This is a genomic window from Rhodococcus sp. 66b, assembly GCF_002076325.1.
Lineage (GTDB): Bacteria > Actinomycetota > Actinomycetes > Mycobacteriales > Mycobacteriaceae > Rhodococcus_F > Rhodococcus_F erythropolis.
Window position 1 is genome coordinate 1 of the sequence record NZ_MUZB01000024.1, and the last position, 26,963, is coordinate 26,963.

Annotated in this window: 28 protein-coding genes and 1 pseudogene; 14 read left to right on the top strand and 15 right to left on the bottom strand. The window is 60.4% G+C overall.

All coding sequences use genetic code 11. From position 1 onward, the window contains the following. Positions 1-175: 175 nt before the first annotated feature. Positions 176-508, bottom strand: coding sequence for a hypothetical protein (locus B0E55_RS29470; protein ID WP_007734817.1), 333 nt, complete (start codon positions 506-508; stop codon positions 176-178). A 347-nt stretch (positions 509-855) separates the two neighbouring features. Here B0E55_RS29470 and B0E55_RS29475 point away from each other — a divergent pair. Continuing rightward, positions 856-1,405: pseudogene (locus B0E55_RS29475) on the top strand (recombinase family protein). 494 nt (positions 1,406-1,899) lie between these two features. On the opposite strand, the gene B0E55_RS29480 reads toward B0E55_RS29475, so the two are convergent. Beyond that, complete coding sequence (locus B0E55_RS29480; RefSeq protein ID WP_007734815.1) at positions 1,900-2,307, bottom strand: RidA family protein; 408 nt, start codon at positions 2,305-2,307, stop codon at positions 1,900-1,902. An 84-nt stretch (positions 2,308-2,391) separates the two neighbouring features. Here B0E55_RS29480 and B0E55_RS29485 point away from each other — a divergent pair, with 84 nt between their 5' ends. Next, positions 2,392-2,766: a winged helix-turn-helix transcriptional regulator gene (locus B0E55_RS29485; protein ID WP_007734814.1), complete on the top strand. Its 375-nt coding sequence runs from the start codon at positions 2,392-2,394 to the stop codon at positions 2,764-2,766. Positions 2,767-3,380: 614 nt separating this feature from the next. On the opposite strand, the gene B0E55_RS29490 is transcribed toward B0E55_RS29485, so the two are convergent. Then, positions 3,381-3,881, bottom strand: coding sequence for a hypothetical protein (locus B0E55_RS29490; RefSeq protein WP_080910994.1), 501 nt, complete (start codon positions 3,879-3,881; stop codon positions 3,381-3,383). A 411-nt stretch (positions 3,882-4,292) separates the two neighbouring features. Here B0E55_RS29490 and B0E55_RS29495 point away from each other — a divergent pair, with 411 nt between their 5' ends. The 6 genes from B0E55_RS29495 (at position 4,293) to B0E55_RS29525 (ending at position 11,941) form a co-directional block, all read left to right on the top strand. After that, complete coding sequence (locus tag B0E55_RS29495; RefSeq protein WP_037134838.1) at positions 4,293-4,634, top strand: hypothetical protein; 342 nt, start codon at positions 4,293-4,295, stop codon at positions 4,632-4,634. Positions 4,635-4,915: 281 nt separating this feature from the next. Next, positions 4,916-6,385 (top strand): class I adenylate-forming enzyme family protein, encoded by a 1,470-nt coding sequence (locus B0E55_RS29505; protein WP_019749885.1) that lies wholly within the window; start codon positions 4,916-4,918, stop codon positions 6,383-6,385. Between the two features lie 112 nt (positions 6,386-6,497). Further along, the gene (locus B0E55_RS29510; protein WP_007734809.1) at positions 6,498-8,288 is read left to right on the top strand and encodes a DUF3556 domain-containing protein; all 1,791 of its coding nucleotides are present in this window, start codon (positions 6,498-6,500) and stop codon (positions 8,286-8,288) included. 1 nt (position 8,289) lies between these two features. After that, positions 8,290-9,738, top strand: a complete 1,449-nt coding sequence (locus tag B0E55_RS29515) for a phytoene desaturase family protein (protein WP_019749886.1) — start codon at positions 8,290-8,292, stop codon at positions 9,736-9,738. 123 nt (positions 9,739-9,861) lie between these two features. Further along, on the top strand, positions 9,862-11,085 hold the full coding sequence (locus B0E55_RS29520; protein ID WP_238565255.1) for a PucR family transcriptional regulator: 1,224 nt from the start codon (positions 9,862-9,864) through the stop codon (positions 11,083-11,085). Between the two features lie 88 nt (positions 11,086-11,173). Further along, the gene (locus tag B0E55_RS29525) at positions 11,174-11,941 is read left to right on the top strand and encodes a glucose 1-dehydrogenase (RefSeq protein ID WP_019749887.1); all 768 of its coding nucleotides are present in this window, start codon (positions 11,174-11,176) and stop codon (positions 11,939-11,941) included. 1,091 nt (positions 11,942-13,032) lie between these two features. Here B0E55_RS29525 and B0E55_RS29535 read toward each other — a convergent pair. Both B0E55_RS29535 and B0E55_RS29540 read right to left on the bottom strand, forming a co-directional pair. Beyond that, a complete protein-coding gene (locus tag B0E55_RS29535) occupies positions 13,033-13,227 on the bottom strand; it encodes a hypothetical protein (protein ID WP_238565254.1) in 195 nt (64 codons plus the stop codon). Positions 13,228-13,243: 16 nt separating this feature from the next. Next, positions 13,244-13,810 (bottom strand): hypothetical protein, encoded by a 567-nt coding sequence (locus tag B0E55_RS29540; RefSeq protein WP_007734803.1) that lies wholly within the window; start codon positions 13,808-13,810, stop codon positions 13,244-13,246. A gap of 381 nt (positions 13,811-14,191) precedes the next feature. Here B0E55_RS29540 and B0E55_RS29545 point away from each other — a divergent pair, with 381 nt between their 5' ends. Then, entirely contained in the window at positions 14,192-14,998 is an 807-nt protein-coding gene (locus B0E55_RS29545; protein WP_007734802.1) for a hypothetical protein, read from the top strand. Positions 14,999-15,136: 138 nt separating this feature from the next. Beyond that, positions 15,137-15,328, top strand: a complete 192-nt coding sequence (locus B0E55_RS31580) for a hypothetical protein (RefSeq protein WP_133053454.1) — start codon at positions 15,137-15,139, stop codon at positions 15,326-15,328. A 74-nt stretch (positions 15,329-15,402) separates the two neighbouring features. Here the strand turns inward: B0E55_RS31580 and B0E55_RS29550 are convergent, their stop codons facing one another. Both B0E55_RS29550 and B0E55_RS29555 read right to left on the bottom strand, forming a co-directional pair. After that, positions 15,403-16,116 (bottom strand): hypothetical protein, encoded by a 714-nt coding sequence (locus B0E55_RS29550; RefSeq protein ID WP_080910995.1) that lies wholly within the window; start codon positions 16,114-16,116, stop codon positions 15,403-15,405. A 300-nt stretch (positions 16,117-16,416) separates the two neighbouring features. Continuing rightward, positions 16,417-16,788, bottom strand: a complete 372-nt coding sequence (locus B0E55_RS29555) for a hypothetical protein (RefSeq protein WP_133053455.1) — start codon at positions 16,786-16,788, stop codon at positions 16,417-16,419. Positions 16,789-17,199: 411 nt separating this feature from the next. On the opposite strand from B0E55_RS29555, the gene B0E55_RS29560 reads away from it, so the two are divergent. Together B0E55_RS29560 and B0E55_RS29565 are read left to right on the top strand one after the other, a co-directional pair. Beyond that, positions 17,200-17,412, top strand: coding sequence for a type II toxin-antitoxin system HicA family toxin (locus B0E55_RS29560; protein WP_080910997.1), 213 nt, complete (start codon positions 17,200-17,202; stop codon positions 17,410-17,412). Further along, positions 17,409-17,795 (top strand): hypothetical protein, encoded by a 387-nt coding sequence (locus B0E55_RS29565; RefSeq protein WP_080910998.1) that lies wholly within the window; start codon positions 17,409-17,411, stop codon positions 17,793-17,795. Before B0E55_RS29560 ends, B0E55_RS29565 begins: the two co-directional genes overlap by 4 nt. Before the next feature lie 48 nt (positions 17,796-17,843). On the opposite strand, the gene B0E55_RS29570 is transcribed toward B0E55_RS29565, so the two are convergent. From B0E55_RS29570 to B0E55_RS29600, 5 genes are all read right to left on the bottom strand, one after another. Further along, entirely contained in the window at positions 17,844-18,833 is a 990-nt protein-coding gene (locus B0E55_RS29570; RefSeq protein ID WP_157902097.1) for an exodeoxyribonuclease VII large subunit, read from the bottom strand. Between the two features lie 2,241 nt (positions 18,834-21,074). After that, the gene (locus B0E55_RS29580) at positions 21,075-21,404 is read right to left on the bottom strand and encodes a hypothetical protein (RefSeq protein WP_080911001.1); all 330 of its coding nucleotides are present in this window, start codon (positions 21,402-21,404) and stop codon (positions 21,075-21,077) included. Next, positions 21,401-21,979 (bottom strand): hypothetical protein, encoded by a 579-nt coding sequence (locus B0E55_RS29585; RefSeq protein WP_080911002.1) that lies wholly within the window; start codon positions 21,977-21,979, stop codon positions 21,401-21,403. The genes B0E55_RS29580 and B0E55_RS29585 overlap by 4 nt, the downstream gene beginning before the upstream one ends. Continuing rightward, positions 21,976-22,434 carry a hypothetical protein gene (locus B0E55_RS29590; protein WP_080911004.1) on the bottom strand — a complete coding sequence of 153 codons (459 nt, stop codon included), beginning with the start codon at positions 22,432-22,434 and terminating at the stop codon, positions 21,976-21,978. The genes B0E55_RS29585 and B0E55_RS29590 overlap by 4 nt, the downstream gene beginning before the upstream one ends. Positions 22,435-22,735: 301 nt before the next feature. Then, positions 22,736-23,083: a hypothetical protein gene (locus tag B0E55_RS29600; protein WP_080911008.1), complete on the bottom strand. Its 348-nt coding sequence runs from the start codon at positions 23,081-23,083 to the stop codon at positions 22,736-22,738. A 576-nt stretch (positions 23,084-23,659) separates the two neighbouring features. On the opposite strand from B0E55_RS29600, the gene B0E55_RS29605 reads away from it, so the two are divergent. Beyond that, positions 23,660-24,124: a helix-turn-helix domain-containing protein gene (locus tag B0E55_RS29605; protein ID WP_080911010.1), complete on the top strand. Its 465-nt coding sequence runs from the start codon at positions 23,660-23,662 to the stop codon at positions 24,122-24,124. Between the two features lie 251 nt (positions 24,125-24,375). Beyond that, positions 24,376-24,732 carry a helix-turn-helix domain-containing protein gene (locus tag B0E55_RS29610; RefSeq protein WP_054187082.1) on the top strand — a complete coding sequence of 119 codons (357 nt, stop codon included), beginning with the start codon at positions 24,376-24,378 and terminating at the stop codon, positions 24,730-24,732. Between the two features lie 3 nt (positions 24,733-24,735). On the opposite strand, the gene B0E55_RS29615 is transcribed toward B0E55_RS29610, so the two are convergent. The 3 genes from B0E55_RS29615 to B0E55_RS29625 are packed head-to-tail and all read right to left on the bottom strand — an operon-like array spanning position 24,736 to position 26,893. Next, a complete protein-coding gene (locus B0E55_RS29615; RefSeq protein ID WP_080911012.1) occupies positions 24,736-25,338 on the bottom strand; it encodes a phosphatase PAP2 family protein in 603 nt (200 codons plus the stop codon). Further along, entirely contained in the window at positions 25,335-26,414 is a 1,080-nt protein-coding gene (locus B0E55_RS29620) for a hypothetical protein (protein WP_080911014.1), read from the bottom strand. Before B0E55_RS29620 ends, B0E55_RS29615 begins: the two co-directional genes overlap by 4 nt. Further along, a complete protein-coding gene (locus B0E55_RS29625; RefSeq protein ID WP_054187079.1) occupies positions 26,411-26,893 on the bottom strand; it encodes a hypothetical protein in 483 nt (160 codons plus the stop codon). The genes B0E55_RS29620 and B0E55_RS29625 overlap by 4 nt, the downstream gene beginning before the upstream one ends. Positions 26,894-26,963: the final 70 nt, after the last annotated feature.

Here is a 26,963-nt window from a genome sequence, read left to right on the forward strand (position 1 = left end):
ACCGTGATCCATCAGTTCGAGGAAGAAGTTGTCCGGTCCCCAGATCTCCTGCCACTTCGCGGCAGCTTCGAGAGCCTGTCCGAAATCGATGGCAGCGGTTACCGAACCGTATGGGCGCCGCGGCCAATGTCGACAGATCGATGCGCAATTGAATGGGCTGGCCCGGATTCTGCGGCTACGCGGTGGTTCTCGAGGGCGCAGGAGTGTTCGACACGCACAGCAACGCTGCTACACCAACGTCGAAGCCAGCGCACAGCATGGGATACCAATGCGGCAGCCGTGAAGACCCACCTCGATCGTGTCCGTGATCGAAAACTGCATGCCCAAGCCATCCGCCAGCGGTCAGCGCAGCACCCTGTGCCGGCAGAATGCTCGCACCGACATAGACCGCTGCCGTCGCCAACACCGCAATCCACTCACGGGTGAGCGCAGCCGAATCCGCAGTACGCCCCAGGTGCGAGATCGGATAGACAACTGCAGCGCCCACCAGCCCCGCGGCATAGACCACTGTTCGACGTGTCGGATTCCGACGAGAGATTGAACGGTCTGCGGCGATGCTCAGAAGGCCACCGGCAGCAAACGCTAGGAAGCGAACGTGCGATCTTTGGCTCTCTCGTGTGTTCATTGAGACCACTGAATCAGAACGGTGAATCCGTCGCGCGGCTTCGCCGCCGATTGATCGTTTGGATAGTTACGCGCATATTCGGATGTCTCTCATTCGTTCGTTTCTCGGACACGAAACGGACGGCGATGATCAGACAAAGCGACCAGCCAGGGGAGTGTTGCAAAAACCCGTCCCATTGCATTTGTCCCGAAACGTCGCCTGTCGGTGAGTTCTGCAACAACTGTGCCCTTGTGAGCGACTTTTTGGGCTACGCCAGGGTTTCAACCACCGACCAGAACCCGGAATTACAGCAGGACGCACTCAACGCGGCCGGCTGTTTTCGCATATGGACAGACAAAGCATCAGGAGCGAAGACGGATCGACCCGAGTTGGCGGCCGTCATGGACGCACTGCGCCCCGGTGACACACTCGTCGTGTGGCGCCTCGATCGACTCGGCCGCTCACTGCCTCACCTCATCGAGACGGTCACCCAGCTCGAAGCGCGCGGAGTGGCGTTCAAATCTTTGACCGAAGAGATCAACACGACCACACCGGGCGGCAAGCTGATCTTCCACATCTTCGGCGCCCTAGCGGAATTCGAGCGCAACCTCATCCGTGAACGCACCATGGCAGGACTCTCCGCAGCTCGCGATCGTGGCCGCGTCGGAGGCCTGGCCATCCTCGCTGACCGCAGCGAAGAAACGACAGGCGAACAAAATGCGTGGGGACGGCGTATCCATGACCGAAATTGCGGAAGTGTTGAACGTCGCCCGCAGCACCCTGTACCGGAACTTGCAGTGAGAAAACAGCTTTAACGTATTTTAGGGGGTTTGTGACCCGCTGAGCTATTTGGCAGGGTTTTCGTCGCAGCTGACCCGCGGCTCCTATGTCGTCCGCTGGAAACTGTGCCATACCGGAATGTTTCACCGGACAGTCAAAATGGACTCGACTACCCATATTTTCCCAGGTGAATCCTCTAACAGGCCGGGTTTGCGATCGTCCAGTATGACGATGGTCAAAACGCACACCCAAACACGCAGGGAAGGGCTCAGCGGACTTTCGAGTTACGGATCACGACGAAGTTCACCGAACTCCGACGCATCGAGCTCGGCGCCGGGCGTGGTGAGAATCTGCGCGGGACACCGTTGCTCACCTTGATGCAAAGTCGAGCGGCGACGATCAAGATCAACTGAAATGTGCTGATCGCGCGGATCTGCTGCACAGATATGTGAAATCGTTGACCTGTGCAGCAGATCCAAGATCCACTCGAAAGCTGTGGCTCTGCGTGTACTTCGTCAGTCGAGGACGGCAATCGCTTCGATCTCTACGAGAACATCGGGCTCGAAAAGTATTTCCACCCCGATCAGTGACGCGGGCGGCATCGGCACTGGCAGGCCTACCTCCTCTGCTACTGCTTCTACCCCTGCCATGAAGTCCACGATCTTGTCCGGATGCCAGTCAGTGACGTAGACAGTCAACCGCACGACATCACGGAACCCCGCGCCGGCGCCGGCCAATCCGTGTGCGACATTGCGGAGTGCCTGGGACACCTGGCCTGCCAGGTCTGGGGGAATCGACGAATCGTCTCGGGTGTGTGCCACCTGGCCGGCCACGTGGACCTGGCGGGTTCCCGTCGCGACGGCCACATGGTGGTACGGGGTGTTAGGCAGCATACCTGTGGGGCTGAACATCTTTACGGACATAGAAATCTCTCCTGATTTCGAAAATCGAGTAAGTATCCCGTTTATACTTGGTGTCAGAAGGTAACTTCAACGAAACCAGGTTCCATGACGAATACCACGACAGACCACGACTTGTTGGTCATCGCAGCGCATCGAGAACTTCTTGGTCAGGTTCTCGACAAGTGGTCGCTGAGTGTGCTGAACGAGTTGTGCGAGGCGCCGTGCCGTTTCAATGAGCTCCGCCGAGCGATTCCGGCAGTGTCACAGAAGTCGCTGACGAACACCTTGCGCCGCCTCGAGCGGAACGGGATCATCGACCGTCGCATGCTCGACACGCGACCGGTCGCGGTGCAGTACCGGATCACACCGTTGGGCAAAACTGCGCGCGAGCCGATCGATGCCTTACTGGCGTGGGCGTCGACGAACCTGCCTCATATCGAACTGGCTCGCCGGAACTTCGACGCTACCTTCGAAGCCTGATCGTCAACCGTTCTACGGATTGTCGTCTCACGGTGGTGGTTACGGCCCGCGCCCTGATCGAACGAGCAACTGGTATCCCACTCTCGAAGCACTTCCAGGGGGACACTTTCGGCGAATGGGACACCCTGATCAGTGCGCTACCACCTCGCCAGCCTGCCGATCGGTGCACTGGCAGACCGACGCCTGACCCGTCCACTTCCTCGTAGTGCAGCGACATTGTCATCTCTCTAAACTCCGGGACAATAACAGCGAAGTCCACTACAGGGACCGTCGGCGTGGAGCTACTAGCTTTGCGGGATCCGCTCACATCGCATCGATGACGCATTCCCCGCTGGCCAACCTTTGCAGGCCCGACTTTGCCAGGCCCACTATGTCGGAAGTCGTTGCCCTGTAAGGGGTCGGCGCGAATTCGATCACGTGGTTCGCGAGCATCCTGATGCACGGTGCGTGACCTACTAGGTTCGGTAATAGTTTTCGGAAACCCGGATGTGAGTGTGCTATTCCGCTGGTGGGCTAACCCATTGGCGGCGACGCGAACGTCCTACCGTCCTGAGGTGAAACCATTTGATTCAATTGCCGATTCAATTGCCTAGTGCGGCAATCGATTCCGACTTTTATTGCGGGACAATGATGTTTTCGCGGTTGGCGGCTCGCAGCGCTGTGATCGCTCGATGCTGTTCGATTCGGATCCGGTGAGCGGTGCTGGCCAAGGCGACAGAAACGTCATCGATGTGTAGGGCGCTGATAGTGCGCAGTGCGAGGATGTCGCGTTCTCGGACGGTGAGTGCCCGGCCTGCGGGAAAACCGACAGTGGATGAACCGAAATCGGAGGTTCGTCCGACCTCTTCGATGGCTTGTGCCGTGCATTCGTAGACCACGGCGAGTGCGGGGCGCAGACCTGGGCGTGCGATGAGCGCATGAAAAAACTTTCGGCAGGATTGCCGCGCGGCGGATTCGCGCAGATGTCGCGGCAGTGCAACAGCGGTGAGGACGTCGACGACCGGCCAGGTTGCGCTGAGAAAGCGAGATACGGCGCCCCTTTCGCCGGAGGTGAGTGAATCGGCCAGGCCGTCGACACGGTCGCTGATGGGGCTGAGGGCGTTGGAGGAGGGCATGTGCTCGTTGGGGAGCTTTCTGTTGTGCGCTGGATGCCTTGAGTAGCAATATGAGCAGAAACGGGTCGTTAGTAATGGAAAGGATCTCACGTTTCGGGCGTTGCCCGGAATGTCGGTTGTTCCTAAGGTCTTGTTCCTGACAGAACTGCACAGTCCGCCGTCGAACTTTGGTCAGTAGTGACCATCCGGACTGTGATGTGGGTCGCTACAGTTGTGCAGTCGGCGGCCGCACGTTTGAGCGAATTGTCACCATGTCCGGATTCAGTTCTCGGACTGCGCAACTCGGCGCAACTCGTCATCGAAGAATTCGCCGCAGACATCCTGCACGGACTGCAGGCGCCACAGCCTAAGAATCCGGGCGCCGCCGCCGCGCAAACATCATCGAAAAAACAACTCATCCAAGGAGAAACCATGGCAAAGGCCCTATTGATCGCGCACGTCCACCCCGCCAGCGCGGAGCAGGAAACCGAGTTCAACCGGTGGTACGACGAAGTTCACATTCCTCAGGTCCTCGAGCGGATTCCCGGTGTCGTCGGTGCATCGCGGCACAAGTACGCTGGCGCGCAACTGGTGCCGGAGGAAGCCGCGCCTATCCAGCGCTACTTGAGCTTGTACGAACTCGACACCGAGGACCTGGCTGCGACCGCGCAGCACTTCGGCACGGCACTCGCCGACGGCACGCTCGAATTGTCCGAAGCGCTCAACCGTTCGACTGCTGCTCCTGTGCTGCACTTTTACACCCCCGCGGTGTAATTCACGAACCCCTCGTGCCGGCCAATTGCCTTTTCGTCGGTCGGCACGAGATTGAGGACCGATCGCATCGGAGTGCATGCATGGTTCTGACGAATCAGGCGCAACTGCGCTCACGCAGGGTGGCTCTCGGACACGTGATTGTCACATGTGCACAACAGGCCGTGTGGAGTTGGTCAGTTCAGCCCACGCGAAGTGTGACCTACGTCGCCTACGGTTGGTTCATCGCAGCAATCTTCCCGGAGGCTCGTCAGGTTTCTGGATGAAATAAGAAGGGCCGAAGCATGATTCACACTTATCTGCCATGGAACCACCCGGACGAGTGGCTTCCACGCCCTTGGCTGCGCGACGCGAACACGGAATTGACCTACGGAAAAGCGGCCGCTTGGATCGATGCTGTTGCAGCGCAGCTGCATTCCAAGGAGATCGGGGAAGGCGACGTAGTTGCGGTCATGATGTCGAATCGCGTCGAGTTTCCCGTCGTCATGATGGCGGCATGGCGCCTCGGGGCTGTGGTGACACCCGTCAACCCGACACTGACGACGATGGAAGCGGACTACCAGATCGTCGATGCCGCAGCCAAACTGGTGATCCACGACAATGCCCCAGCAGACCTATCCGCCCACATGTCCCTCTCGCTCGACGATCTCGCCCCACCGCACAGCACCCCTGACCCAGCGATGTTGCCCCCCATTCCCTCCGACCTTGGTGACGCTGTCGCTCTTCTCATCTACACCAGCGGGTCGACCGGTCGGCCGAAGGGCGTGATGCTCACTCACGACAATCTCGTGTCGATGGCTGACATGCTGGCCACCCACTTTCACCTCACCGAAGTCGACCACTGCCTGCTGGTGCTGCCTCTGTTCCACGTCAATGCCATCTGTGTCAGCTTCCTCGCCTCGACGTACCGCGGCGCTCAGTTGACGATCCTGCGCCGCTTCGACGCTCCGTCCTTCATGACGGCAATCCGCGAGCACGGACCTACCTATTTCTCGGCGGTTCCGACTCTGCTGGCGCGCATCATCGAACTTCCCGAAGAGCAGACCGGACGGATCACCTCGGTGCGGTTCGTGCTCTGCGGAGCTGCGCCGGTCTCGGCGGAATTGTTGGACCGTGTCGAGAAACGGCTGGGGATCACGCTGGTCGAAGGATACGGCCTCACTGAAGGTACCTGCGTGAGCTGCTGCAACCCGATCGACGGGATCCGCCGCTTGGGAAGCGTCGGACCAGTCTTGCCCGGGCAGGAGGTGCGTCTGGTCGACGAGTCCGGAAAGACTGTCGCCACGGGTGAGACCGGTGAGGTGGTGGTGCGCGGTAAAAACGTCATGCGCGGCTACCTCAACCGTCCCGGTTCCACAGCAGAGACCATCGTTGACGGGTGGCTCCATACCGGCGATGTCGGCCGCTTCGACGAAGACGGTTACCTGACCTTGGTCGATCGGATCAAGGACATGATCATTCGAGGCGGAGAGAACCTCTACCCCAAGGAGATAGAGAACGCTCTGTACGGTCACGCCGATGTCCTCGAGGCCGCCGTCGTCGGACGATCGGACGACGTGTATGGCGAAGTTCCGGTCGCGTTCGTCGTTCCCTATCCCGGCGCCGAGGTAAGTGAGGAAACTCTCCGCTTACATCTCGAGAGCACTCTCGCCAAGATCAAGATCCCCGTCCAGATCCACATTCTCGCGAACATGCCGAAGAACCCCGTCGGCAAGATCGACAAACCCGGTCTGCGCACTCAACTACGCATGTAGGTAGGCGAACCCCCTTCAATCGCCGCATCAGGTCATCGACCTTGAAGCGAGGATCGTTGCGCCCAAAAAGCCCTCCACAGATACGTATTCATCATCTTTCAAGGAGCCCGTCATGGGATACAAGACTCCCGATCTGCCCGCTGCCGATGCAGCGGACATCGTTGCCATGCCCACCTTCGAACGCATCCGCTACCTGGCCACCCACTGGGTGGACTACGGATTCGGCACCGCGAAGAAAACCCACGTCGGTTACGTATTCAAGGTTCTGCTCTACATTGCCATCGGCATCACCGTCGCCACTGTCTCCACCGGCGCGGGCGCTCCGTGGGATGTGCCGGCCTGGTGGAACGAACCGATCGTGTATCAGAAGATGGTGATCTTCACGATCCTGTGGGAGATGCTGGGCATCGGCGCATCCTCCGGCCCGATGGCATTTCGCTTCAGTCCCAGGGTCGGTGGGCACCGCTACTGGCTCCGCTCGGGAACTTTGCGGAATCCGCCGTGGCCCGGAAAGATACCGTTCACCAAGGGCGGCGTGCGCGCCGAGATCGACGTCGCTCTCTACGCCTCGGTGGTCTTGAGCCTCATCGTCATCTTGACCCTGCCCGGCATCCACAGTGACTCGCTGTCCTCGGTGCACCCGAGTTCCACCGCAGGCCTTATTAATCCGGTTCTGTTGTGGCCGATGCTGATCCTCGCGGTCGTCATGGGGTTGCGAGACAAGATCACCTTCCTCGCCATGCGAGCGGAACAATACCTCCCCGCCGTGGTCTTCTTTGCGACCCTCGAATTCACCGACATGATCATCGCCTGCAAACTGCTGATGGCCGTCATCTGGATCGGCGCCGGAGTCTCGAAGTTCGGCCACCACTTCACCAAAGTCGTACCCGTCATGATGTCGAACGCGCCGATCATGTTCAGCAAGATCCTCAAGCGATCTCTGTACCGGAACTACCCGCACGACCTCCGTCCCTCGCGCGCCGGAAGCGGCGTCGCCCACATCTTGGGAACGACAGTAGAGATCGCAGCGCCCCTGATCCTGCTGTTCTCGACCAACCACACGGCAACTCTGCTCGCCGTCATGTTAATGGTTGCCTTCCACATCACCATCTTCTTGACCTTCCCGGTGGCCGTGCCCCTCGAATGGAACATCATGTTCGCGTTCGTCACCGTCTTCCTGTTCCTGGGATTCCCGACATGGGACGGCTACGGACTCGGCGACATGTCTTCTCCATGGCTCACCGCGGGCATCGTTGCCGCCCTGCTCTTCTTCCCCGTGTTGGGTAACCTGCGCCCCGACCTCGTCTCGTTCCTACCCTCGATGCGTCAATACGCCGGCAACTGGGCGTCCGCAATGTGGGCGTTCGCCCCCGGCGCGGAGAAAAAACTCGCCGACAAGGTGCTGATGTCGTCACCGAACCAGGTCGACCAACTCGGCGGCGCGTACGGATACGATCTCGCGGAGATGCTGTTGCAGAAGGCAATTGCCTGGCGGTCGATGCACACCCAGGGCCCGGCGATGCTCTCCGCTCTCGACCGCAACCTCGACGACATCGACCGCTACACCCTCCGCGAAGGTGAATCGATGATCGCGAATCTCGTCGGATGGCACTTCGGTGACGGCCACCTCTTCAACGAGCGACTGCTCATGGAAATCCAGCGCCGCGCCGACTTCGCACCGGGCGAGGTCGTGGTCATGTGGATCGAATCACAGCCCTTGCACAAAAACCACCAGGAGTACAAGGTCATCGATCTCGGGCTCGGTGTGATCGAACGCGGCACCTATCGCGTCAAGGCCACCCTCGAGACGCAACCGTGGCTCCCCGACGGGCCGATTCCGATGAACATCACCTGGCAGCGCGCGGCCCATGCCGAGCGAGTGACCGCAGAAGCAGGTAACTGACATGCCGACAGCGGTGGTGGTGGGAAGCGGACCGAATGGGCTTGCTGCAGCAATCGAACTGGCCCGCAACGGATTCACGGTTCGCGTCATCGAGGCCGCAGACAAGGTCGGAGGCGGCACCCGCAGCAGCGAGCGCCTGGTGGACGGGCTCATTCACGACGACTGCTCCGCTTTTCATCCCACCGCGTTGGCGTCACCGTTCCTCCGTGAGCTCGACGCCACGTTCGACCTGGCCTCGCACGGCCTGCAATGGTGCTGGCCCGAAATCGATTTGGTACACCCCCTCGATGACGGCAGCGCCGGAGTCCTGTGGCGCGATCTCGATCGCACCTGCGCGCAGATGGGCATCGACGGCAGCCGATGGCAGCAGATATTCGGAAAGACCGCCGATCACTTCGACGAAATCGTCACCGACGTCTTCCGTCCACTGATCGACATCCCAGACCATCCGCTCCTACTCGCGCAGTTCGGGATCCGGGCGGCCCTGCCGGCATCGGTTCTCGCGAGAATATTTCGTACTCCACAGGCGAAGGCGCTTTTCGGAGGCGTTGCCGGTCATGTCTTCGGGTCACTGACGACCCCGATGTCGAGCGCGGTAGGGGTCATGCTCATCGCTGCCGCCCACGCACACGGTTGGCCCGTCGCCAAGGGAGGATCGCAGTCCATCGCGAACGCACTGACGTCGATCCTCACCGATCTCGGTGGCACGATCGAGACCGGTCGCATGATCACCGACATAGACCAGATCGACGACGTCGACCTCGTCATGCTCGATATCGCTCCCGATGCAGCAGCGCGGATCCTCGGTGACCGGTTGCCTCCGAGGATTGCTCGCGCATACCGGCGGTACCGCTTCGGGCCTGCCGCCTTCAAGGTCGACTTCGCCGTCCAAGGCGGCCCTTCGGGCACTGGCGACGTCGTACCGTGGACCAACGAATACGCACGACGCGCCGGCACCCTGCATCTCGCCGGAACCATGGACGAACTCGTCACTGCGGAGGGCGACACCGCACGCGGCGACATGCCCGCGCGCCCCATGGTCCTGGTCGGACAGCAGTTCCTCGCCGATCCCACCCGATCGGTCGGCACCGTACATCCAGTGTGGGCATATGCACACGTCCCCAACGGTTACCCGAACGACGTCACCGAGGTCGTCATCGATCAGATCGAGCGATTCGCCCCCGGATTCCGAAATCGCATCGTCGGCGTCCACACCCGCACCGTCCCGCACATGCAGGCGTACAACGCCAACTACGTGGGCGGCGACATCTCGGCGGGTGCAAACACCGCTCGCCAGATCGTCGCTCGCCCACGACTGGCGCTGGACCCATACTGGACTGGAGTACCTGGGATCTACTTGTGCTCCTCGGCCACACCGCCGGGCGCCGGTGTGCACGGGATGTGCGGACTGAACGCCGCGCGATCGGCACTACACGGAAAGAAACGGTGATCGACCATGCAGGCCGAGGGCGATAGAGCTCAGGCTGACCGTGACCGAGCCGAGAATGTGCGCCGGTTCGTCACGGCCAGCGGAAGTCGCCTCTATGCCCGGCAAGATGAAATCACCGAAGGTATGACCGCTGTCCTTGCAGGGGAAATCGAATTCATCGGCGCCGACCGACCGCTGATCGAGCAACTCGAGCGAAGTATCCGTGGAAACGTCACCACCGTCTTCAACGCCATGGCAAACGAAGCGATGATCGAGCGTCTCGAACCTCCCATCGGTGCGCTCGACTATGCGCGGTTGCTCGCCCAACGAGCCATTCCTGCAAGCCATCTCGTACGGGCTTACTCCATCGGGCAGAACTACCTTCTCGAGGCAGCGTTCGACGAAGTTCAACGCGGGAACTGTCCGAAGGACATCGAACACGAGGTCCTTCGGACCATCAACAAGTTCCTGTTTCACTACATCGACTGGGTCTCACTGATAGTTGGAAAGGCTCACGCAGACGAGCATGCACGATGGTCCCAAGCTAAGACGTCCTCCGCGCTACCACTGATCCGGGCACTGCTCGATGGCCGGACTGTCGAATCCCGCGAATTCGAACGGGAAACCGGCTACCGACTGACCGAAACACATCTCGCCATGGTGCTGTGGGTCCACCAGGCCGACAACGACACCCCGGATCCAGAGAAGATGCGACGGTTCGTCCACACCATCGAAACGGCCTGCGGTGCCATAGGTCGCCCACTGCTGCAGATGATCGACAGCGCGACAATGTGGATCTGGATGCCCGTCGCCTCCGACGCGACCGGCCGGGCCATGACGCAACTCGGTGCCAGGCTCGAACAAGCTGGACCGTACCGAATAGCAGTAGGCGCTCCCGGCCGAGGACAGACCGGATTCGCACGATCGCACCGACAAGCGATAGCAACCCAAGACGTCGCAGTCACGGCATCTCGATCAGCTCAACGAACAGTCACCTGCTACCGAGACCGCGGCGTGCGTGCGGTGTCACTGGTAGTCAAAGACATCGATGTCACCACAGCGTGGATCGACGAGGTGCTCGGCGAACTCGCCACCGACGACGAAACCACCGCACTGCTGAGGGAGACATGGCGAGTGTTCTTCCACACCGGCGAAAACTACCTCCGCACCGCAGAACTACTCAATGTGCACCGCAACACCGTGAAGTATCGGCTCGGGAAAATCTCACCCCACATCGGCGACAGTGCTGATGACGACCGCACCGACATCGTCCTGGCCCTCGAAATATGCCACCTTCTCGGGGCACGGGTACTCAGGCCCGAGCCCAGAAAGAGAACATCGACCCACCGGCACAGCGGCGAGATATGAACCTTACTCGGATTCAGTAACTTTCACTCGCCGATTGCACGACGAAACATCACCGTAGACGGTTCCACAACAATCGAAAGGCTTGATCATGGGAAGAGTTGAAGGCAAGGTCGCACTCATCACCGGTGGCGCAAAAGGCATCGGCGCCGCAACGGCAAAACTACTCCTCGAGGAGGGAGCAAATGTTGTACTGACCGACATCGACCCAGACGGCCGCGATGTCGCGACCACACTCGACAGCACCGGGACGCGAGCCCATTTCTTGCGCCAAGATGTCACCGACGAAGACCAGTGGGCTGACGTTCTCGAGAAAACCGTGTCCGTATTCGGTCGGATCGACATCCTCGTCAACAACGCCGGCGTCGCATCAACAGCCAACGTCGAAGACGAAACCCTCGAACGCTGGAGATGGCTGCAGTCGATCAACCTCGACGCCGTGTTCCTCGGCACAAAGGCCGCGATCACAGCAATGAAACACACGGGGGGAGGCTCGATCGTGAACCTGGCGTCCATCGAGGGGCTGGTCGGCGATCCGTCACTCCCCGCATACAACGCGAGCAAAGGCGGCGTCCGCATCTTCACCAAATCCGCCGCACTGCACTGCGCTAAATCAGGTTACGGAATCCGAGTGAATTCTGTTCACCCGGGCTACATCTGGACGCCGATGGTCGAAGCAGTCGCATCCGAGGGCGGTGACATCGACGCTGGCCGAGCTGCACTCACAGAACTGCACCCGATCGGACGGCTCGGAACCCCCGAAGATATCGCCTACGCAATCCTCTACCTGGCCTCCGACGAGTCCTCCTTCGTTACCGGATCTGAACTTGTCATCGACGGCGGCTACACCGCTCAATAATTACACCGCACAAACAGCTCGGATGGCGACCGGATCAAACCCGCAGTATTCGAATACAGGCTGTGAGCGGCATTGGTTACGCGGGGGATGGATCTTTACCCGCGTAACCAATGCCGCTCATCCAGGCCGTCGTCTTGTCGTGTCGGTCTGGCAGCAGGCTTGAAGAACTCTGTGACGATTCGGCAGTCTCCCCATTGTCTCCTGCTCACACGTCTGTCTCCTCCTCACACGTCTGTCTCCTCCCCACACGTCTGATTCGAGTTTGTGCAACAGAGGCAAACACGACAGCGGGGTCGAGTGGGTGCTGCGTCATCAATTCTCCAGACCCTCGGAACCGGGGTTCTCCGCGAGCTGAAGAAGAATTCCAGCAAGGTCGTCTGAGAATAGTGCACGTTTTGAATACTGCATATCCGCCAGTCGACCTACCCGGACGCCACTGACCACCGGAAACGACGGGCAGCCGGCACCACATCAGATGCATCAATCTTGCATCTGATGCAACCCGTCTCCCTGACCTCCGGACATGACGAAACCGCCGGCACCGAAAGGTGTCCAGCGGCTTCACAGGGTCGGTGCCCGCCTTGCGCCTCTCGGCAAGTGGCCGCTCGAAGCGGCATTTCTGGGGTGGTACCCGGGGCAAAGAACCGAACATCGACAGCCGCTACAACGAACACTCGCGCAGAGTTATTCCACGTTGCCGACCAGCGTATTGCTCATTTTCTGGTGACGATCGAGCGCAACACGAAGTGGAACACGAGGGCGGTACCGGCAGCGACCGCGACACCGGCCACCACCTCGCCCAGAAGAACCCCGACAGTGACGCCGAGGTGGCGGACGTGACCGCCAACGTGACATCAGCAGATGCCGGACGAGGACTGTTGATCGCAGAACCCCCTTCGAAGGTGGCACACCTACCCCCGGAGATAGTCTCACGCCGCAAAAACGGGAGTTGTACCTACACATATAGTGCTGGGCACGATCGACGGGTGGTCGACGGCTCCGAACGCCGCGTTGAACTTTCGAAGAAGAAGGCTCCCCGCTGGGATTCGGTGGGGAGCCTTCTTCTCAACCGACCGCACGATCGGGGGTGACTACTTGTGCGAATGCCCATCCTGGGACTTGTTCAGGAGGTGTATGCCTCCGCCGACCACCACGAAAGCCACTGCACCTACGCCCAGGACCTCGGCGAACAGCGACCATGAGGACGATTGAAGACCGGCGGTGACAGAGCACACCACCAGAATTATCAGGCCGGCAGTCAAGCCACGGGTTTCGTTCTGGCTCATTCGCATGTGTAATCCTTTAGAGGCACTTGATGTTCGGGCCGGGGTTCAGGAATCCTCCGAAGTGAACCTCCATCTCGTTCGGGCAGATCCCGTATGAAGCAACGTACGACGCCGCCGCAACGAGTGCACCCGCGACACCTCCGCAAGCCACGACATTGATGCCGGGCAAGCCGCAGATGATGATTCCCATTGACGTGGCACTGCCGGCCGCGAGAGCAGTCTGGTCTGCGCGGTTGAGGTAGATGTACACACCGTTCCCCACACCGACATGTAGACGTGGGGCGATCTGACCGGGATCGAGCGGTGCGGGCTCGGTGGTCTCGATGACCACACGAGGTGACCCTGCCTGCGTGACGTCGTACTCCTTGGTCAGGACGCCGCCATCGGTGCTCACGGTCGGAACATAGCCCTGGCCTTCGAGTGACTGTTGCAGCGCTGCTACCGATTCGGGGGTGGGCTCGGGAAGGACGTCCACCGGAACCGGCTCCACCGGCGCGGATGGTTCTGCCATCGCCGTGGCCCCGGACATTCCGATCAGCGAGAGTGCCATCGCGGCTCCCACAATGACAGCTTTCAATTTCATGACTCGTCCTTCCGTAAAGGAATCACCATGCCATGCGCATTCCGGAAGGCAGACAGGTTCCGTTAATCGCCTGTGTGCCAAAGTAATTCGCAGTAATTTCGCATTGTGCTGGTGATGCATCATTGGTTGTGGGTCGACCCGGGCCGAGTCAAACATCTTTACTTTTGCTTTGCAACCGGTCCTGATTCGGACATCTCACCAAAGTGCAGGTAGTTGATCCAGGAAAACCGAACGGTTCGAAAAAGTTCCTACTTTCGGAGGGTTTGACGAGCGAGTCATGTCGTCGTCCCTCATGTATCGAATGCTGGAGCAGTCAATAGGAATAGAACATGTGTTCGAGTAGAGTGACGTACGGGAGTAGCGCGAGGGAAGAGGTACGGCATGACTGAACTGGCCGACCAGGTCCCGCCAGCGGCGGCCACTCTCAGCAAGGCGGAGAAGCTCGAACAGCTCCGACGCAAAATGGCGTCGATCGCCGCACGATCCGACGGCACCGAACCAGCCACGCCATCCGTCGTGCTCCGCCCGGTCGACGAGCGTGAGCCGATTCCAATCGTGGCCACGGCGCAATCGACTCTCCGGATGCTCCCGGTGCCGGGGCCGATCGGTGATCTGCTCCCGCGCGGGGGACTGGCACGAGGAACCGTCGTCAGCGTCGACGGCGCAGCATCAGTCCTGATCGGACTACTCGCCACCGTCACCGCTGCCGGTGGGCACGTGGCGGTGATCGGAATGCCTGGCCTCGGACTTCTCGCCTTCCACGAGCAAGGTGGCGACTTGACGAAGGTCGCGCTGGTGCCGCAGCCCAAGGACGCTGCAATCGACTGCGCCGCAATTCTGCTGGAGGGTTTCGACGTCGTTGTCCTGGGCCTCGCCGGAGGCACTGTGACGCACTCACGGGGAAGAGCGGTCGCTGCACGTGCGAGGAGTAAAGGATCGCTGCTCATAGTCGCTGAGGGACAATGGGACGGTCCGGATCTGCGGATCTCATCTCGCGTCTCCAGGTATTCGGGATTGTCAGCAGGGAGAGGGCGAGTGACCGGCGTTCAGCTCGACGTCGCGGCCGCCGGCAAAGGATTCCAACAACGCACCGGGCCCATGGAGATCCGCGACGACACCGGACAACTCCGCTGGGCCGTCGACGACACCACCCTCGCATCGACGCCGCCATTGAGGGCAGCACAGTGATCAACACCGACCGTTGGACCGAGCGCTGGCCCGATCACCCCGTGATCAGGACATTCGACCCACCGAGGGCAGTGAAAGTCGACATCGGCCGCGCTCCCGCTCGGGCGCGGGGGAGCCTCACGCGCCGATCACGTGAGCATGCGCGTAAAAACATCCGCGCTCTACATGTCCGGATACCTCGACGGAGTCTTGAAATTCTGGGCGAAAATGCACGACGGGCAATGGCTGGCAGGGGTGACCGTGTACGTCACCGATGCGGGCGGAACCAACAGCGTCGACATCGACATGCTCGTGACCGCAGACGCCATCACCGAAGTGCCGGCCACCTAGACGGTTGCGGAGGCGACCGCGATTGCCTCCGAGCCGCGCGGGATCACTGGTTCTATCTGCCTAGCTGGGGCCGTTCAGACGATACGGAGTGTTCCCAGTTCGGACCGCAGTCCGAGGGTGAAGAGTTGGCATTCCACGTCGTATCGCCCTGGCGAAAGCGATTCGAGTCCAGGAGTTTTCATCAAGACCCACAGGGTGACCGATTCGCCCGGAGCTAAGGTCGGGATCATCGTCATGCCGGAGTAGTTGTATCGGTTGTCTTGTTGAATTCGTTCACCGTGCGAATCGAGAATCCAACCGAATACGGTGTTGTGATCGTTGCCCACATTGGTCCAGGTGGTCTCACCCACATTGGTCAGAATCGTGTGGATTTCTGGAGTTTCGCCGGCAACTGTGATCATGCGCGGTGGCCACGTGAGCCGCAGGTCGGCACGCCGCTGGGCACGGCACGGGATGGGTGCGACGGGGTCTCGCTCGACCTGGAGGGACCAGCGGCTACCGTGTTCCGTTAGTCGCGCAAGTAGCCAAGTACCCGGTTGGGTGGGATGGGGCGTAGCGAGCACTTCGATCTCACTGAATCCACTCGAAGCCGGACGGTGAGCGATTCGTCTCCATCCGGCCGGGGGCAGTCCTTCCGGCATAGCGATGGACGTGCGATCTAGCTGGCGTTCTGCAAGAAGGTCCGTGAACGGGGATCCTGCTGCTGGATCGAGATCGCTCGGATCAGCTTCCACTCGGCCGACTTGCAGGCGTGTCAGATCGGCAGCAGGCCGGCGCGGTGTGCTCATAGATGAATGATGTCTCATCTCCGATGCGGGGATCGAGGACGTGTGCACTTCGGGAGTCTCGTGGGCGGGACGGGTTGAGCACGAGTCTGCGGTCATTGACCAGCAGTACACAAGCAGGCAGGGGTGACCGTGCGGGTCACCGATGCCGGCGGAGTCAACCTCGTCGAAATCGACATGCTCGTGACCGCCGACGTCATCACCGAAGTGCCGGCCACCATTTGAGCCGGGCAATTACGGGCACGCGAAAAGGGCCGGTGAGCAATGCGCTCACCGGCCCTACGCGTACAAAAACGACCTATGTCACCACTCTTGGACGATGTCGACGGTGCTGCGCCAGATCGCGGGGTTGTTCACGCTGAACGAGACCTGGCCTTGGTGGTATGCGGTCTCGTCAACCAGTTGGCCGATGGTGGCGCGGACGATGGTCCCGTTGTTGTAGACCGATCCTTCGCCGGAATACACGCCCCAGTATTGGCCGGGGATGGCGTTGAGGAAATCAGCGGTGTTGGTGTCGGCGAGGAAGCGCGTCTCGTTCTGATCGAACCGAACACCGACATATCCGTCTCCGGAATACGGCGTAGCGGCAGAAGCGGCACTCGCACCGAGGAGAGCGACAGCGCCGGCTGCGACCGGGACCAACAGCGCAGCGACAGCCATACGTGAACGGGACATATAAACCTCCTGTGACGCGAAGGCTGCATCGGCCGCAACCAACTTTGATGTAACTGACGGTATCGCAAAAAGTGGTAACCGAACATTTGCTACAAGATGACCTCGATCACGTTCGAGTGGAGGGGAACTGCCACTGATGGTTGCGCTAGTACGAATTGACTAAGTCAAAGGTCGCAGGTGCGGCGAAAATCCACTATGCAACCGTGCGACCCCCGCTGGATAGGTTGCTCTCCAGTGAATGCTGGGCACTCAATCCGGCCGGTCGGGTCAACCTCGCCTGGCGATGACACCTGTTGTCGAGGTGCTGCGGAATAGCGCGCAGGTGACTGCGTGAAACTTACCTCTGAACTGCAGAAACAAAAGTGTGTACCCCCCTTTACTTGAATCGCGTAGGGGGGTACACTTATTCTTGTGACGAAGCGAACGGAACTTCTCAAAGAGATACGAGCATTCGCCAAGGATGCGGGGCTCGAGATCGATGAGACCGAAGGCGGAAATCACACCAAGGTGGTGGTCGGGGGACGGCGCACCGTTGTCGCCCGGCACTCGGAAATCCCCGAGTTGACCGTCAAGGCAATTCGCAAGCAGCTCGGGATGACCGAGGCACGGAAGGGGAAGAAATGAAGGTCACAGCACACGCAGTCCGGTCCGGAGACTGGTGGTCGGTGGACGTTCCCGAGGTCGACGGGCTGTTCACGCAGGCCCGGCGTCTCGATCACATTCCGGCGATGGTCGCAGACGCAGGAGAGTTGCTCACCGACATTCCTGCAGCCGAGTTCGAGGTCACCCTCGACTACGACTTCGATCCGGCCGCACGCCGCGAGATCGAGGAAGTCAAGCAGCTCAACGCAGCCGCTCAGCGAGCGGTCGACGAAGCCTCGCGCCAGTCGCGTGCAGTCGTCCACGACCTGCGGCAGCGCGGTCTGTCTGTCCGCGAGATCGGCGTCATGCTGGGCATCACCCCCTCGCGGGTCTCGCAGCTCGGCAAGGACAAGGCCACGGTCTGAACCATCCATGTGTGGCGTTGCTCGCGCGGGTTTTCGAAGTGGGTGGTTTCACGGGTTCGTGAGAGTGGCAGGGACCTGCGCCCAGACAGCTCTGTGTCGTCGCGCAGTGCGGGCTTTCCTTGCTGCGTTGATCCATTCGATGGCGTCAACAGGCACTGCGCGTGTTCGAGTGGGTCGCGGCGGGGCGTCTGCCTGTCTTCTGTGCCGCCAACAAAGGGCCGTGATGACTGCTGTTGCGACGAGGATGACGGTGGGTGCAGTCAGGTCCTCGGACTTGGCCGTGGCGATCATGGCGGCTATAACGCCGGCCAGCGTTGCGATGAGCGCGGCCGTTGCCCAGTGATTCTTTACTCGGGCGGTGCCGCTGGCGTGTAGTTCGTTGAGGAAGGCGCCGCGCCATTCCTTCGCGTGTGAGGAGTTCACCGCGTTCATTTGTTCGAGTTCGCGGCAGCGTTCACGTTGCGCGTCGAGTTGTGTTTGTGCGCTTGCGGTTTGTGAGGCGGGCGCAGGCACTGTTGCGGCGCGTGGCTTTCGCGCCCTGTTCCTTGCGAACAGCTTGCGGACGAGTTCGTGTCCGAAAGCTGTTGGAGTCGAGAAGTGATCTACTGCAATACGTTCCGCGTTGCTTGTGTGATCGGCGGCGTGTCCGATCGCAACCATGACCGGTACCGGGCATTGGTGTATGGCACGAGCGAGTTCCGGATCGTTGAATGACCAGAGATCGGTCCAGTGGCCTCCGCCGCGAGTGATCAGGATGAGGTCGGCGCTTCCTTGGTCTATAGCTGCGAGGGCCTTGACGAGCTTTTCTGCAACAGTGTGGCGGTTCATCGAGACGGGTACATGCGTGAACTTTGGGAGTTGGATGCTTCCTTTGCCCTTATTTTCGATGACCGCTTGAATGTCTGTGACTGCTTTGGAGTTGTCGGGAGACAAGACTGTGACACGTTCAAGCCTCTCGGGCCATGAACCCTTGGGAATGTCGCCACGATGGGTCAGCTGCTGCACGGCGGTGAGGTGCAGCTTCTCGGCGGCACTCACTGGGCCTTGAATTGTTTTCTCGGGTTGTGCTTGCCGTGCCTGCAAGACCAGTCTGTGAGTGGCGGGATGGTAGGTGAGGTCGCCGGCGATGGTTACTCCGGCTCCTACGGTGAAGTGCTGGAGAAAGTTTCGCTGTGTGTGACGGTATAGGTACTGGCCAACTGCGTCTGTCGTTGCGCGGTCGAACTGAACAGGGATGCTGACTACGGCTCGGTCAACGGGGACTGCGAGTTCCATGGTCCAACCGGACTTTAATGACTTCAGTTCGCGGCACTCTCCGGTGATGACCACCCTCATTTTCGAGCTCGAGGCCAGATGCGAACGTACGAGTTCGCCTGCCTCTGCGATGGCAATCAAGGGCCCACGCTTTTCGGCCCACTGCTCCAAGTTTTCCATCCCCCGCTTACTTCCCCCGTAAATTCGACCTTGGGTACGAGCCTGTCAGAGACCTCCGACAGGTTCACCGTCGAGGTGCAGGAGCCAGACAGAGCGCGAGGTAGCAAGACGATCCGCGAACATCGCCGCTCAGTTCGTGTTCCCACCAGGAGAGATCGAGCGCGTGGTCGTTGTGAGTACTCGACGAAAAGGGGTCTGAGTTGCTTGGAAGGTTCGAACGATTTCGATTCGAGTTGTTTCCGTCGCTCTGCTCGCATCGCGCTTGCGGAATTCTGCGCGTCGTTTGGCTTGTTCCGAGCGCCGAAGGCGATCGTGTTCGAGCCTTCGTTCCGTCGGCGAGCTGACGGTCCAATCTAGTCGGGTCATTCGCCAACGCAGGAAAGTGCCTGGTCGTGGGATGTGGTTGGGCCATGTCCAGCCTCGTTGTTGGGTGTCTGTGGTGAGTTGGTGTGCGATGTCGCGGCCGGTCCATCGGGTGGTGTCGATTCCGGTTTGTTGGAGGGTGTCGCAGATTGTTCCGATGTGGCCGGCTGGTGTGAGTGATGGTGCGTGGGTGATGAGTTCGGCTGCTGCGCGTTGGAGGTGGAGGGGTCGGGGTGTAGTTGTTGGTTGGTGTGTTGTCTTGCCCGCGTGTGCTTGTGTGCGCGTTGGTGAGATTTTGAAAGCAAGAGCTTTAAGTGCAAATCCCCCGGAGGGGGATAGGGGGTCACGGTGACCGGATTGTGGATGGTTCCGTGTGGTGGTTTTGGACCGGTATGCGTTGGTGCGCAGTGTGGCTCGGGAAGGTTTTCTGGGTTTTGTGAAGGGAGGGGTGACGGTCGTGGCTACCGGGCGGGGTGTGGTGAGCGCCCAGGTGGAGGCTGCGCGGAATTGGCGGTGGCCGTGGTGTGATTCTGCGGCCATGGCTTCGAGGCGGTTGAGGTAGCGGCCGCGGACGAGTTCTACTGCGACTCCGAGGGCGGTGAGGACTCGTCGGGCTCGTTTGACGGTGGAGGTGCTCACTCCTGCACGGCGGGCGATGGTCTCGCGTGAGGCGGTCACTGAGCGCCCGGTTGCGCTTTCGGCGAGGGAGGCGTGGATGACGGCGACGGCGAAGACGGCTTCGGTGCTGATGGCGTGGTTCGTGCAGAGTGTCGTGCCTGTCGGGGAGTTGAGGAGGGTGCGGACTTGGTGTTGCCAGTGCGTGCGGCTGGTCCAGGTGGGGGTACGGCTGTAGGTGCCGCCGGGGATGGGGAGGGACCATGAGTTTCCGCGTTGGTTGCTGGTTCGATTGAGTGTTTCGATGCGGGCGACGTTTTCGCTGGCTTGTTGTACGGCGTGGGCCCACTCGTCGTCGGAGACTGGGGCATGGCGCGCTGACGGCGAACGGTCGAGGATTGTGTTGTGTGGAAGTGTTGAAGCTGGTTCAGGGCGTGCGTTACCCTGAGATGTACCTGTCACAGGTAAATCCCTTCATGTGAGTGAAGAAGTGCAGTACAGAAGGCGGAGCGGTTACTTCGGCTTCATCAGTGACAGCGAGCCCGGCATGGCTCTGCTGTTGATTTGGCTCAGTGTGTGACGAACCCCCGTAAGGGGGTTTCGTCGTTTCTGGACTGCGTCTATGGAGTTGTGTGTCAAGGTCTTTCGGATGTCACGCTGGGTGGTGGCGGGGGCTCCCTTTTTCGGCGGTGTTCGAGTCAGGCCGGGTGTTCATCGAGGGCAGTTGCCGCTAGCTGTCTGTGACTGACGATGGCCCCCGATGTGCGGATCTGTCGCGTTTCGAATGTCAGGAACGTGTGGGGCGAAGCGAAAACACCGCTCCCACAACACCTCCACATCCCAACGCGACAGCGAGAACGAGCGCAATCACGAATGATTCATTCGAACGGGGATGTGCAGATCCAGAAGCCCGCGCAGCGCAACCGCGACCTCGTGAATCTGATCGACCGACGCAGTTTCCGGATCGGAGGCAACGAGATCTGCCACGTCGATGAGGTTGTCGCGCAACCCGACCGACAACTCGCGAGGGTCGGCGAGTGCGTCGACGGTGTCCCGGACGATCGTTTCGGCGAGTTGGCGTACCTCGGCCATCTCGGCGTCGGTGGGGAAGGTGATGCCTACTTCTTTCAGGAGCGCTGTGGAGGCGGTGCTGATCATGGATTCGATCAGCGGCGATCGATGCGGTGTTGTTGTCATGATGCTGCCCCCAACTGTGTGGAAACAGATGATGCGGTGGTGCTTGTGGGATGAATCCAGTGTTCGACGGCCGCAGTGATAGTCGTGCGGGCGGTGGCAGCGTCCTGTGCGGTGACGACGGCGGTGAATGCTGAGGTGACTGCTTCGATCCCGGAGGTCTCGAGTCCGTTGCAGTGGTCGAGTCCGTTGCAGTGGTCGAGTCCGTCGGTGATCAGCTCCAGTGCAGTGTTGAGGACTTCCCAGTGACCGTCCTCGTGCGGGGAATGCGCTGCGATGAGTTCGGTGGTGGGGAGTTGTTCTGCGGCCCACAGTTCTCGCACGTTGAGGGGGTGGATGGGGTGGGCGGTGAGTTGGCACAGTCGGGCGACGGGGGCGCAGACGTGGTCGAGTCCGTCGACGATCGCGGTCATTCCCCAGAGCGGGTGGGTGAGGAGGTCCGCGAGCCATTGCCATCGTTCGGCGGGAAGGCCGGTCGAGGCAGGGGAGGGGAGGGCCCCGGTACTGATCCCGTAGATGATGTCGGGGAGGGGGCGGTGGGGGTTGTTGAGTTCGTCGAGCAGAGTGTGTGTTGTCATGTGGGGCAGTCCAATCGGGTGACGTCGAACGAGGATTGTGACGTGCAGGTGGGATGGCGCGCGGAATCTCTCGCACCGGTACGGATAGGGGTGAGGACCGCGGCATGGGAGGGGTCTACCCTCAACGGGCCGTGGGCGTCGATCAGATCGCGGGCATGAAGAATGGCGCGGGAGTCCACGTCGATCAACCCGTACGCATCCGGTGAGTCGCCGATGTGCGGGTGATCGTGAATGAAGGTGCGGCGACTGCGGAGGCGGCCGGCGACTTCGACGAGGATCCACAACCGGTCGTAGCGGTCCCGTACCGGTACATGGCCGTGGGTGTCGGCGAGGATTCCGTACACAGACCACGCTGATTCGAACGACGTCAAGGTAAGCGCCGCAGATTCTTCCGGTGCCGGTGTGTCGCGCGGTCGTGTGTAGACCGGATCGAACGCCCCCACTCTCGGGGTCACGCAGCGCTCCCGCGAGAAGTGCCGCGATGCCCGTCGACCCGCCGGTAGTACGAACGCAACATCGCATCCGAGGTGATCGGCCGGCCACGATGACTGAACGGCACACCCGCCCAAATCATCGACCGAGGCGGAGTATCCGCCGCCACCATCGACGACAACTCCTTCCTGCAATCCGCCAAACGAGGGCACCGGAAACACTCAGCCTGCGCATCCACACCCGCGCGATACGAGCCCTCATCGAGATCCCACGATTGGGGATCGACCGCGCACGCCAACACCGTCGGCGGCGGTACCGCGGCCCTCACGCGGCCACCTCCGAATCCCGGCGACGGCGCGTTGCTGTCGTCAACGACTCGTACAGGCCCAAGCGTTCACCGTCGACGATATTGCCGTGACTGTCATACGCTTTGCCCGCCATGATCATTCGCTGCGGGCCATCCCCGCGCTCCGCCGACGCGGCCGCATCGATGCGGCACTGAGCCAATAACGGGCACGCCTCACATGAGGAGATCGCGCGGCGCCACTCCACCACCGTGCGGCCATCCATCTCCCACGAACGTGACTTCCCCGCGCACAAACCCTTGCCCGGCTCGGCACCGCGAATCGGCACCACGCCCCGAACTTCCAACTCCACACGAACGGCTCGCACAGTCGGGCACACATCGCACTCCGACGAGAAAACGAACCCGCACCGCGCGCACCGACCAACCCGATCAGGATGATGCGAAGCAGCAATCCGAAGAAGATCGTCAGTACTGAACTGTGGCAACTCGACCGCAGATGACCCGCGGCCCTCACGGTGCGTCAACTCACGCAACGCGGCCGCAGCCTCCGGGCACAACGGAACAAGCTCCGAAACACTGAAACCGCAACCATCGCAACGCCCGCCGATCGACGAATGCCGCGCAACAAGCCGACGAAGGGCAAGTGTGGAGAGAGCCACATACCGGTGGCGGAACACGTCATCCGGACCTGGAGGGTCCATTAAGATAGACATCGCAGAATCCTTTCTGCATCTGAAGAAAATGCTGGACGGGTTGCATCCCGTTTGGTCTGGTCCCTCGGTCGTTGGCGCGACCGGGGGACTCTTTCGTTTTTTGCTCTAGTTGTCTCCCTTGAGTTCGTTGACTACGACCTGACCGCCATCTAAAACCGGGCATCTAAAAATAGCCGCGTGTGCGAATGGTATCGAGGAGGCGGCACAGTGTCTACTAATGACAACGAGATGCGAAGGGTGCTGGCTGTGAGTCGGCGAGTGATGCGGGGGTTTTCCCCGTCAAGTCTTGTGGCTGCGCGCCGCACTGCGGGGCTGTCACGTGCGGAATTGGCGCGGCGGGCAGGAGTGGGTGAAACGACGATCCGGCGCTGGGAGCAGTCGAATTCCTCTCCGCAGGTTGATCTTTTGGCGACTGTGGTGGCGGAGTTGGGTGTAGAGATCGCCGATATCGTACGAGTGCCTGAGGCTGACAGGTATCCGGGTGATTGGCGCGTCTTGAAGGGTTTGACCCAACCGCAACTTGGGATGCAGGCCGGCTTGCGGACACCGATCGTCGGAGGCATCGAACGGGGCGAAATTCCTTTGTCAGACGTCGTGGCGGAGAAACTTGCCCCGGTTCTAGGTGTCTCGGTTGACGAGTTGCTCGCTGCGCATATGCGAGTTCGTCATCGGGGGCCTGAGGCGCCCGCCTAGGTCCAGGCTTCTCTTTGGTCGCCTTCGCTGTTGTGCTGACTGATGAAGATAGGTCGTTTCGGCTGCGGTGGGTCACCGCCTGTCGGTCCTGACTCTGTAAATCATTGCTGCCCCTCACGGTCGAGGTCAGCCTAAAACTGAAAACTTACTATTGCAAGTTGCATTGGGTAGCGAGACTTGCCAGTATTGGAAATTGAACATTGGACCAGTGCGCCCATCCAGCACGGCGATTGAGGACGGAGGGACGAACGATGAGCACATTCGCAGAACGGCTCCGACATCTCTTCGACACGGTGCACCCCAGAGGTCGTGGTCCGTACACGCAAACCGAGGTTGTGGACATAATCCGCTTCGGCGGCGGCAAGATGACTACCGGTTACATGTCTCAACTGCTGAGTGGTAAGCGTCAGTCACCGGGCGTAGAAACGGTTCGCGATATCTGCAACGTCTTTCATGTTCCGATGGACTACTTCAGTGACGAAGAAACGTATGAGTTGGTCAAGCACACCATTGCCTGGATCCAGGATGTTCGCGACAGTGACCGTGAGCAGGTAGCAGCGCGTGCGTACGACCCGTTTCGGAAGATGATGCAGTCCGACGATGACTAGTTTCTAAGCGATCAACGCATATGTAATCCCCGTTGTGACTGCTCCGGCGATAGCTCCGACGATGACCTGTCCCTTGGTGTGATCTCCCAAATGAACCCGTGACCATCCGATCAACGGGGTCAAGGCGAGAGCAAGCAGCCACCAGGGCGACAGCGCAAGTGCCAAAACTATGGTGACCCCGGCTGAAACTCCAGTGTGCACGCTGACTTTCCAGTGAAGAACACTAGTGATCAATGCAGCCACTACCAGCGCCGCCAAACCGGCAGTCATGAACGCGATCATCTGAATGGGTGCGCTCGCGACAATCTGAATGATCAACCCAACCAAGGCAACTGCGAGCAATACAACAATGAGCAGGTGTCGTTCGCTGATGCTGCTGACGTGGTGGTCGCCGATTTTGGACTTCCGCATCCCGTAGAGGATGACGCCCATAGGGACCACACCTGAGCAGATCGCGACGAAGATTCCCCATCCTGGCGCCCCGATGGAGCACCCGAGGATCAATGAGGTCACGATGTTGATGACCCAGGGCGCGCCGACCTCGGTAAGTAACCGTGCGATCCGGTCCTGTCCCGAGGTATTCCCCTGTACTCGTGTTTCTGTCATTGCTCGAGGACCAACTTTCGTTCGGTTTCACGGGCGTACGCCTCACCCAGTTCTCGCGCCCAGCGGACATCTGAAGTAGCTGCCCGTGCTCGGAGGTTGTCCGATCCCAGTCCCTCAGGAATCCGATCGGTAATAATCCATTCCGCAACAGCATGTGCCACCTCTGTCCGGCTCAAGGCTGCACCTTGGTTCGGTAGAGCCTGTCTCTTGGCTTCCAAGCTCAGTGCGTCCAACAGTTCCGCTGCGCGATCGGCGGTCCGATCTGCGGCGCCGCTTCCGGGCTCGGATGGCCGTAGGGCGCCAGGCCAACGGGCAAGTAGCTCGGAGCGAAGGTCGTCAAAGGCCCGAAGTTGCGCTCGTGAGACAAGCGCGGTTCCAATCGCTGTAACCAAGACCCCCGCTGCGACAAAGAGAACGCCGACAACGGCCAGGAAGCGCGAGATAGCAAAGGGTGTCGGGGTCGGATCGATCAGTCCCCACCGTACCGACCCCAGGTAACCAATTCGGAGTGCGGCGTATGTGCTGAGTGCTGCGGCTCCGGGGGAAATGATGATGAGCCCCCAGCCGGTTGCCGTCCGCCGGTCTGCCTGCCGAATAGCGACGATCGTCACCATCAAGCACAACAGAAACGGATAGGCCATGCCCAACATCAGGCCCTCTGCGTAACCCGGAAGAAATGCGTATTGGTTGTCGAAAGTCCGGTTGTCGGGGTTCGATGCCGGCCACGGAGTCTTGAAGAAGAAGTAGAACGAGAGCGCTGCGGTGACAACTGACAGTGAAATATGTAGCCAAAGTAGCTTTTTGAGATGCTGGGAGCTGGTAACGGTTGTGAACACAATGGCGGTGCCGACGCAGATACCGCAGACGAGCAGCATTTTGATTGTTCCGGGTATGCCAGCCCCGAGTGTGACTCTGACAGCGCTCTCGACCGTTTTCACGTTGAGCGCCATATGAATCGACATACACAGTAGAACGATGATTGCACCTGCCAGAGTCCATGACCTGGAAAACCACCAACGCTGGATCCGGGTGGCCGCTGCAATGGCGAGTACTGCCGCCGCGAGAGCAGTGATCAACCGAGTGCCTCATCCAGTTGTGAACGAACCGACGGATTCTGTGCGCGCCGTGTGACGTGAAGCCGCCGCAGAAGCAGACTCCCGAATGCTTCAGCCTCGGCTTCTTCCGTCGAGACGGTGTCCACACAATCGCGTCGAAGCATCAGAATTCCAAGATCACGCAACGCGGGTGGGAGGAAGTCGGTGGCCAAATCGATGGCCGGCCTACCGGAGTGGTTCAACGCGATATGTCCCAACTCATGTGCAATCGTTCGGTCGCGCGCATGAACCCACCCTGCACAGGACACTTCATCGCGGTCGTGGTGCCGGACCCATTGACCAAATACACCTGGCGGGAGGACTGCGTCGTCCAGCACGGTCAGTGGGCGTCCGCGGTCGCGCGACAATGCTTCGGCCATACCTTCAAGGGTTCGCGCTTCGTCGCCTACGGCAATGCGGAACAGGCGCTCGACTGCTCGAGCGACGGTTTTGTCTGCCACTTCGGGGCACCTCCTTACCGAGTATCCCCTACGGCCCCAACCGAACACCGTAGTCGTTGTAGTTGATATC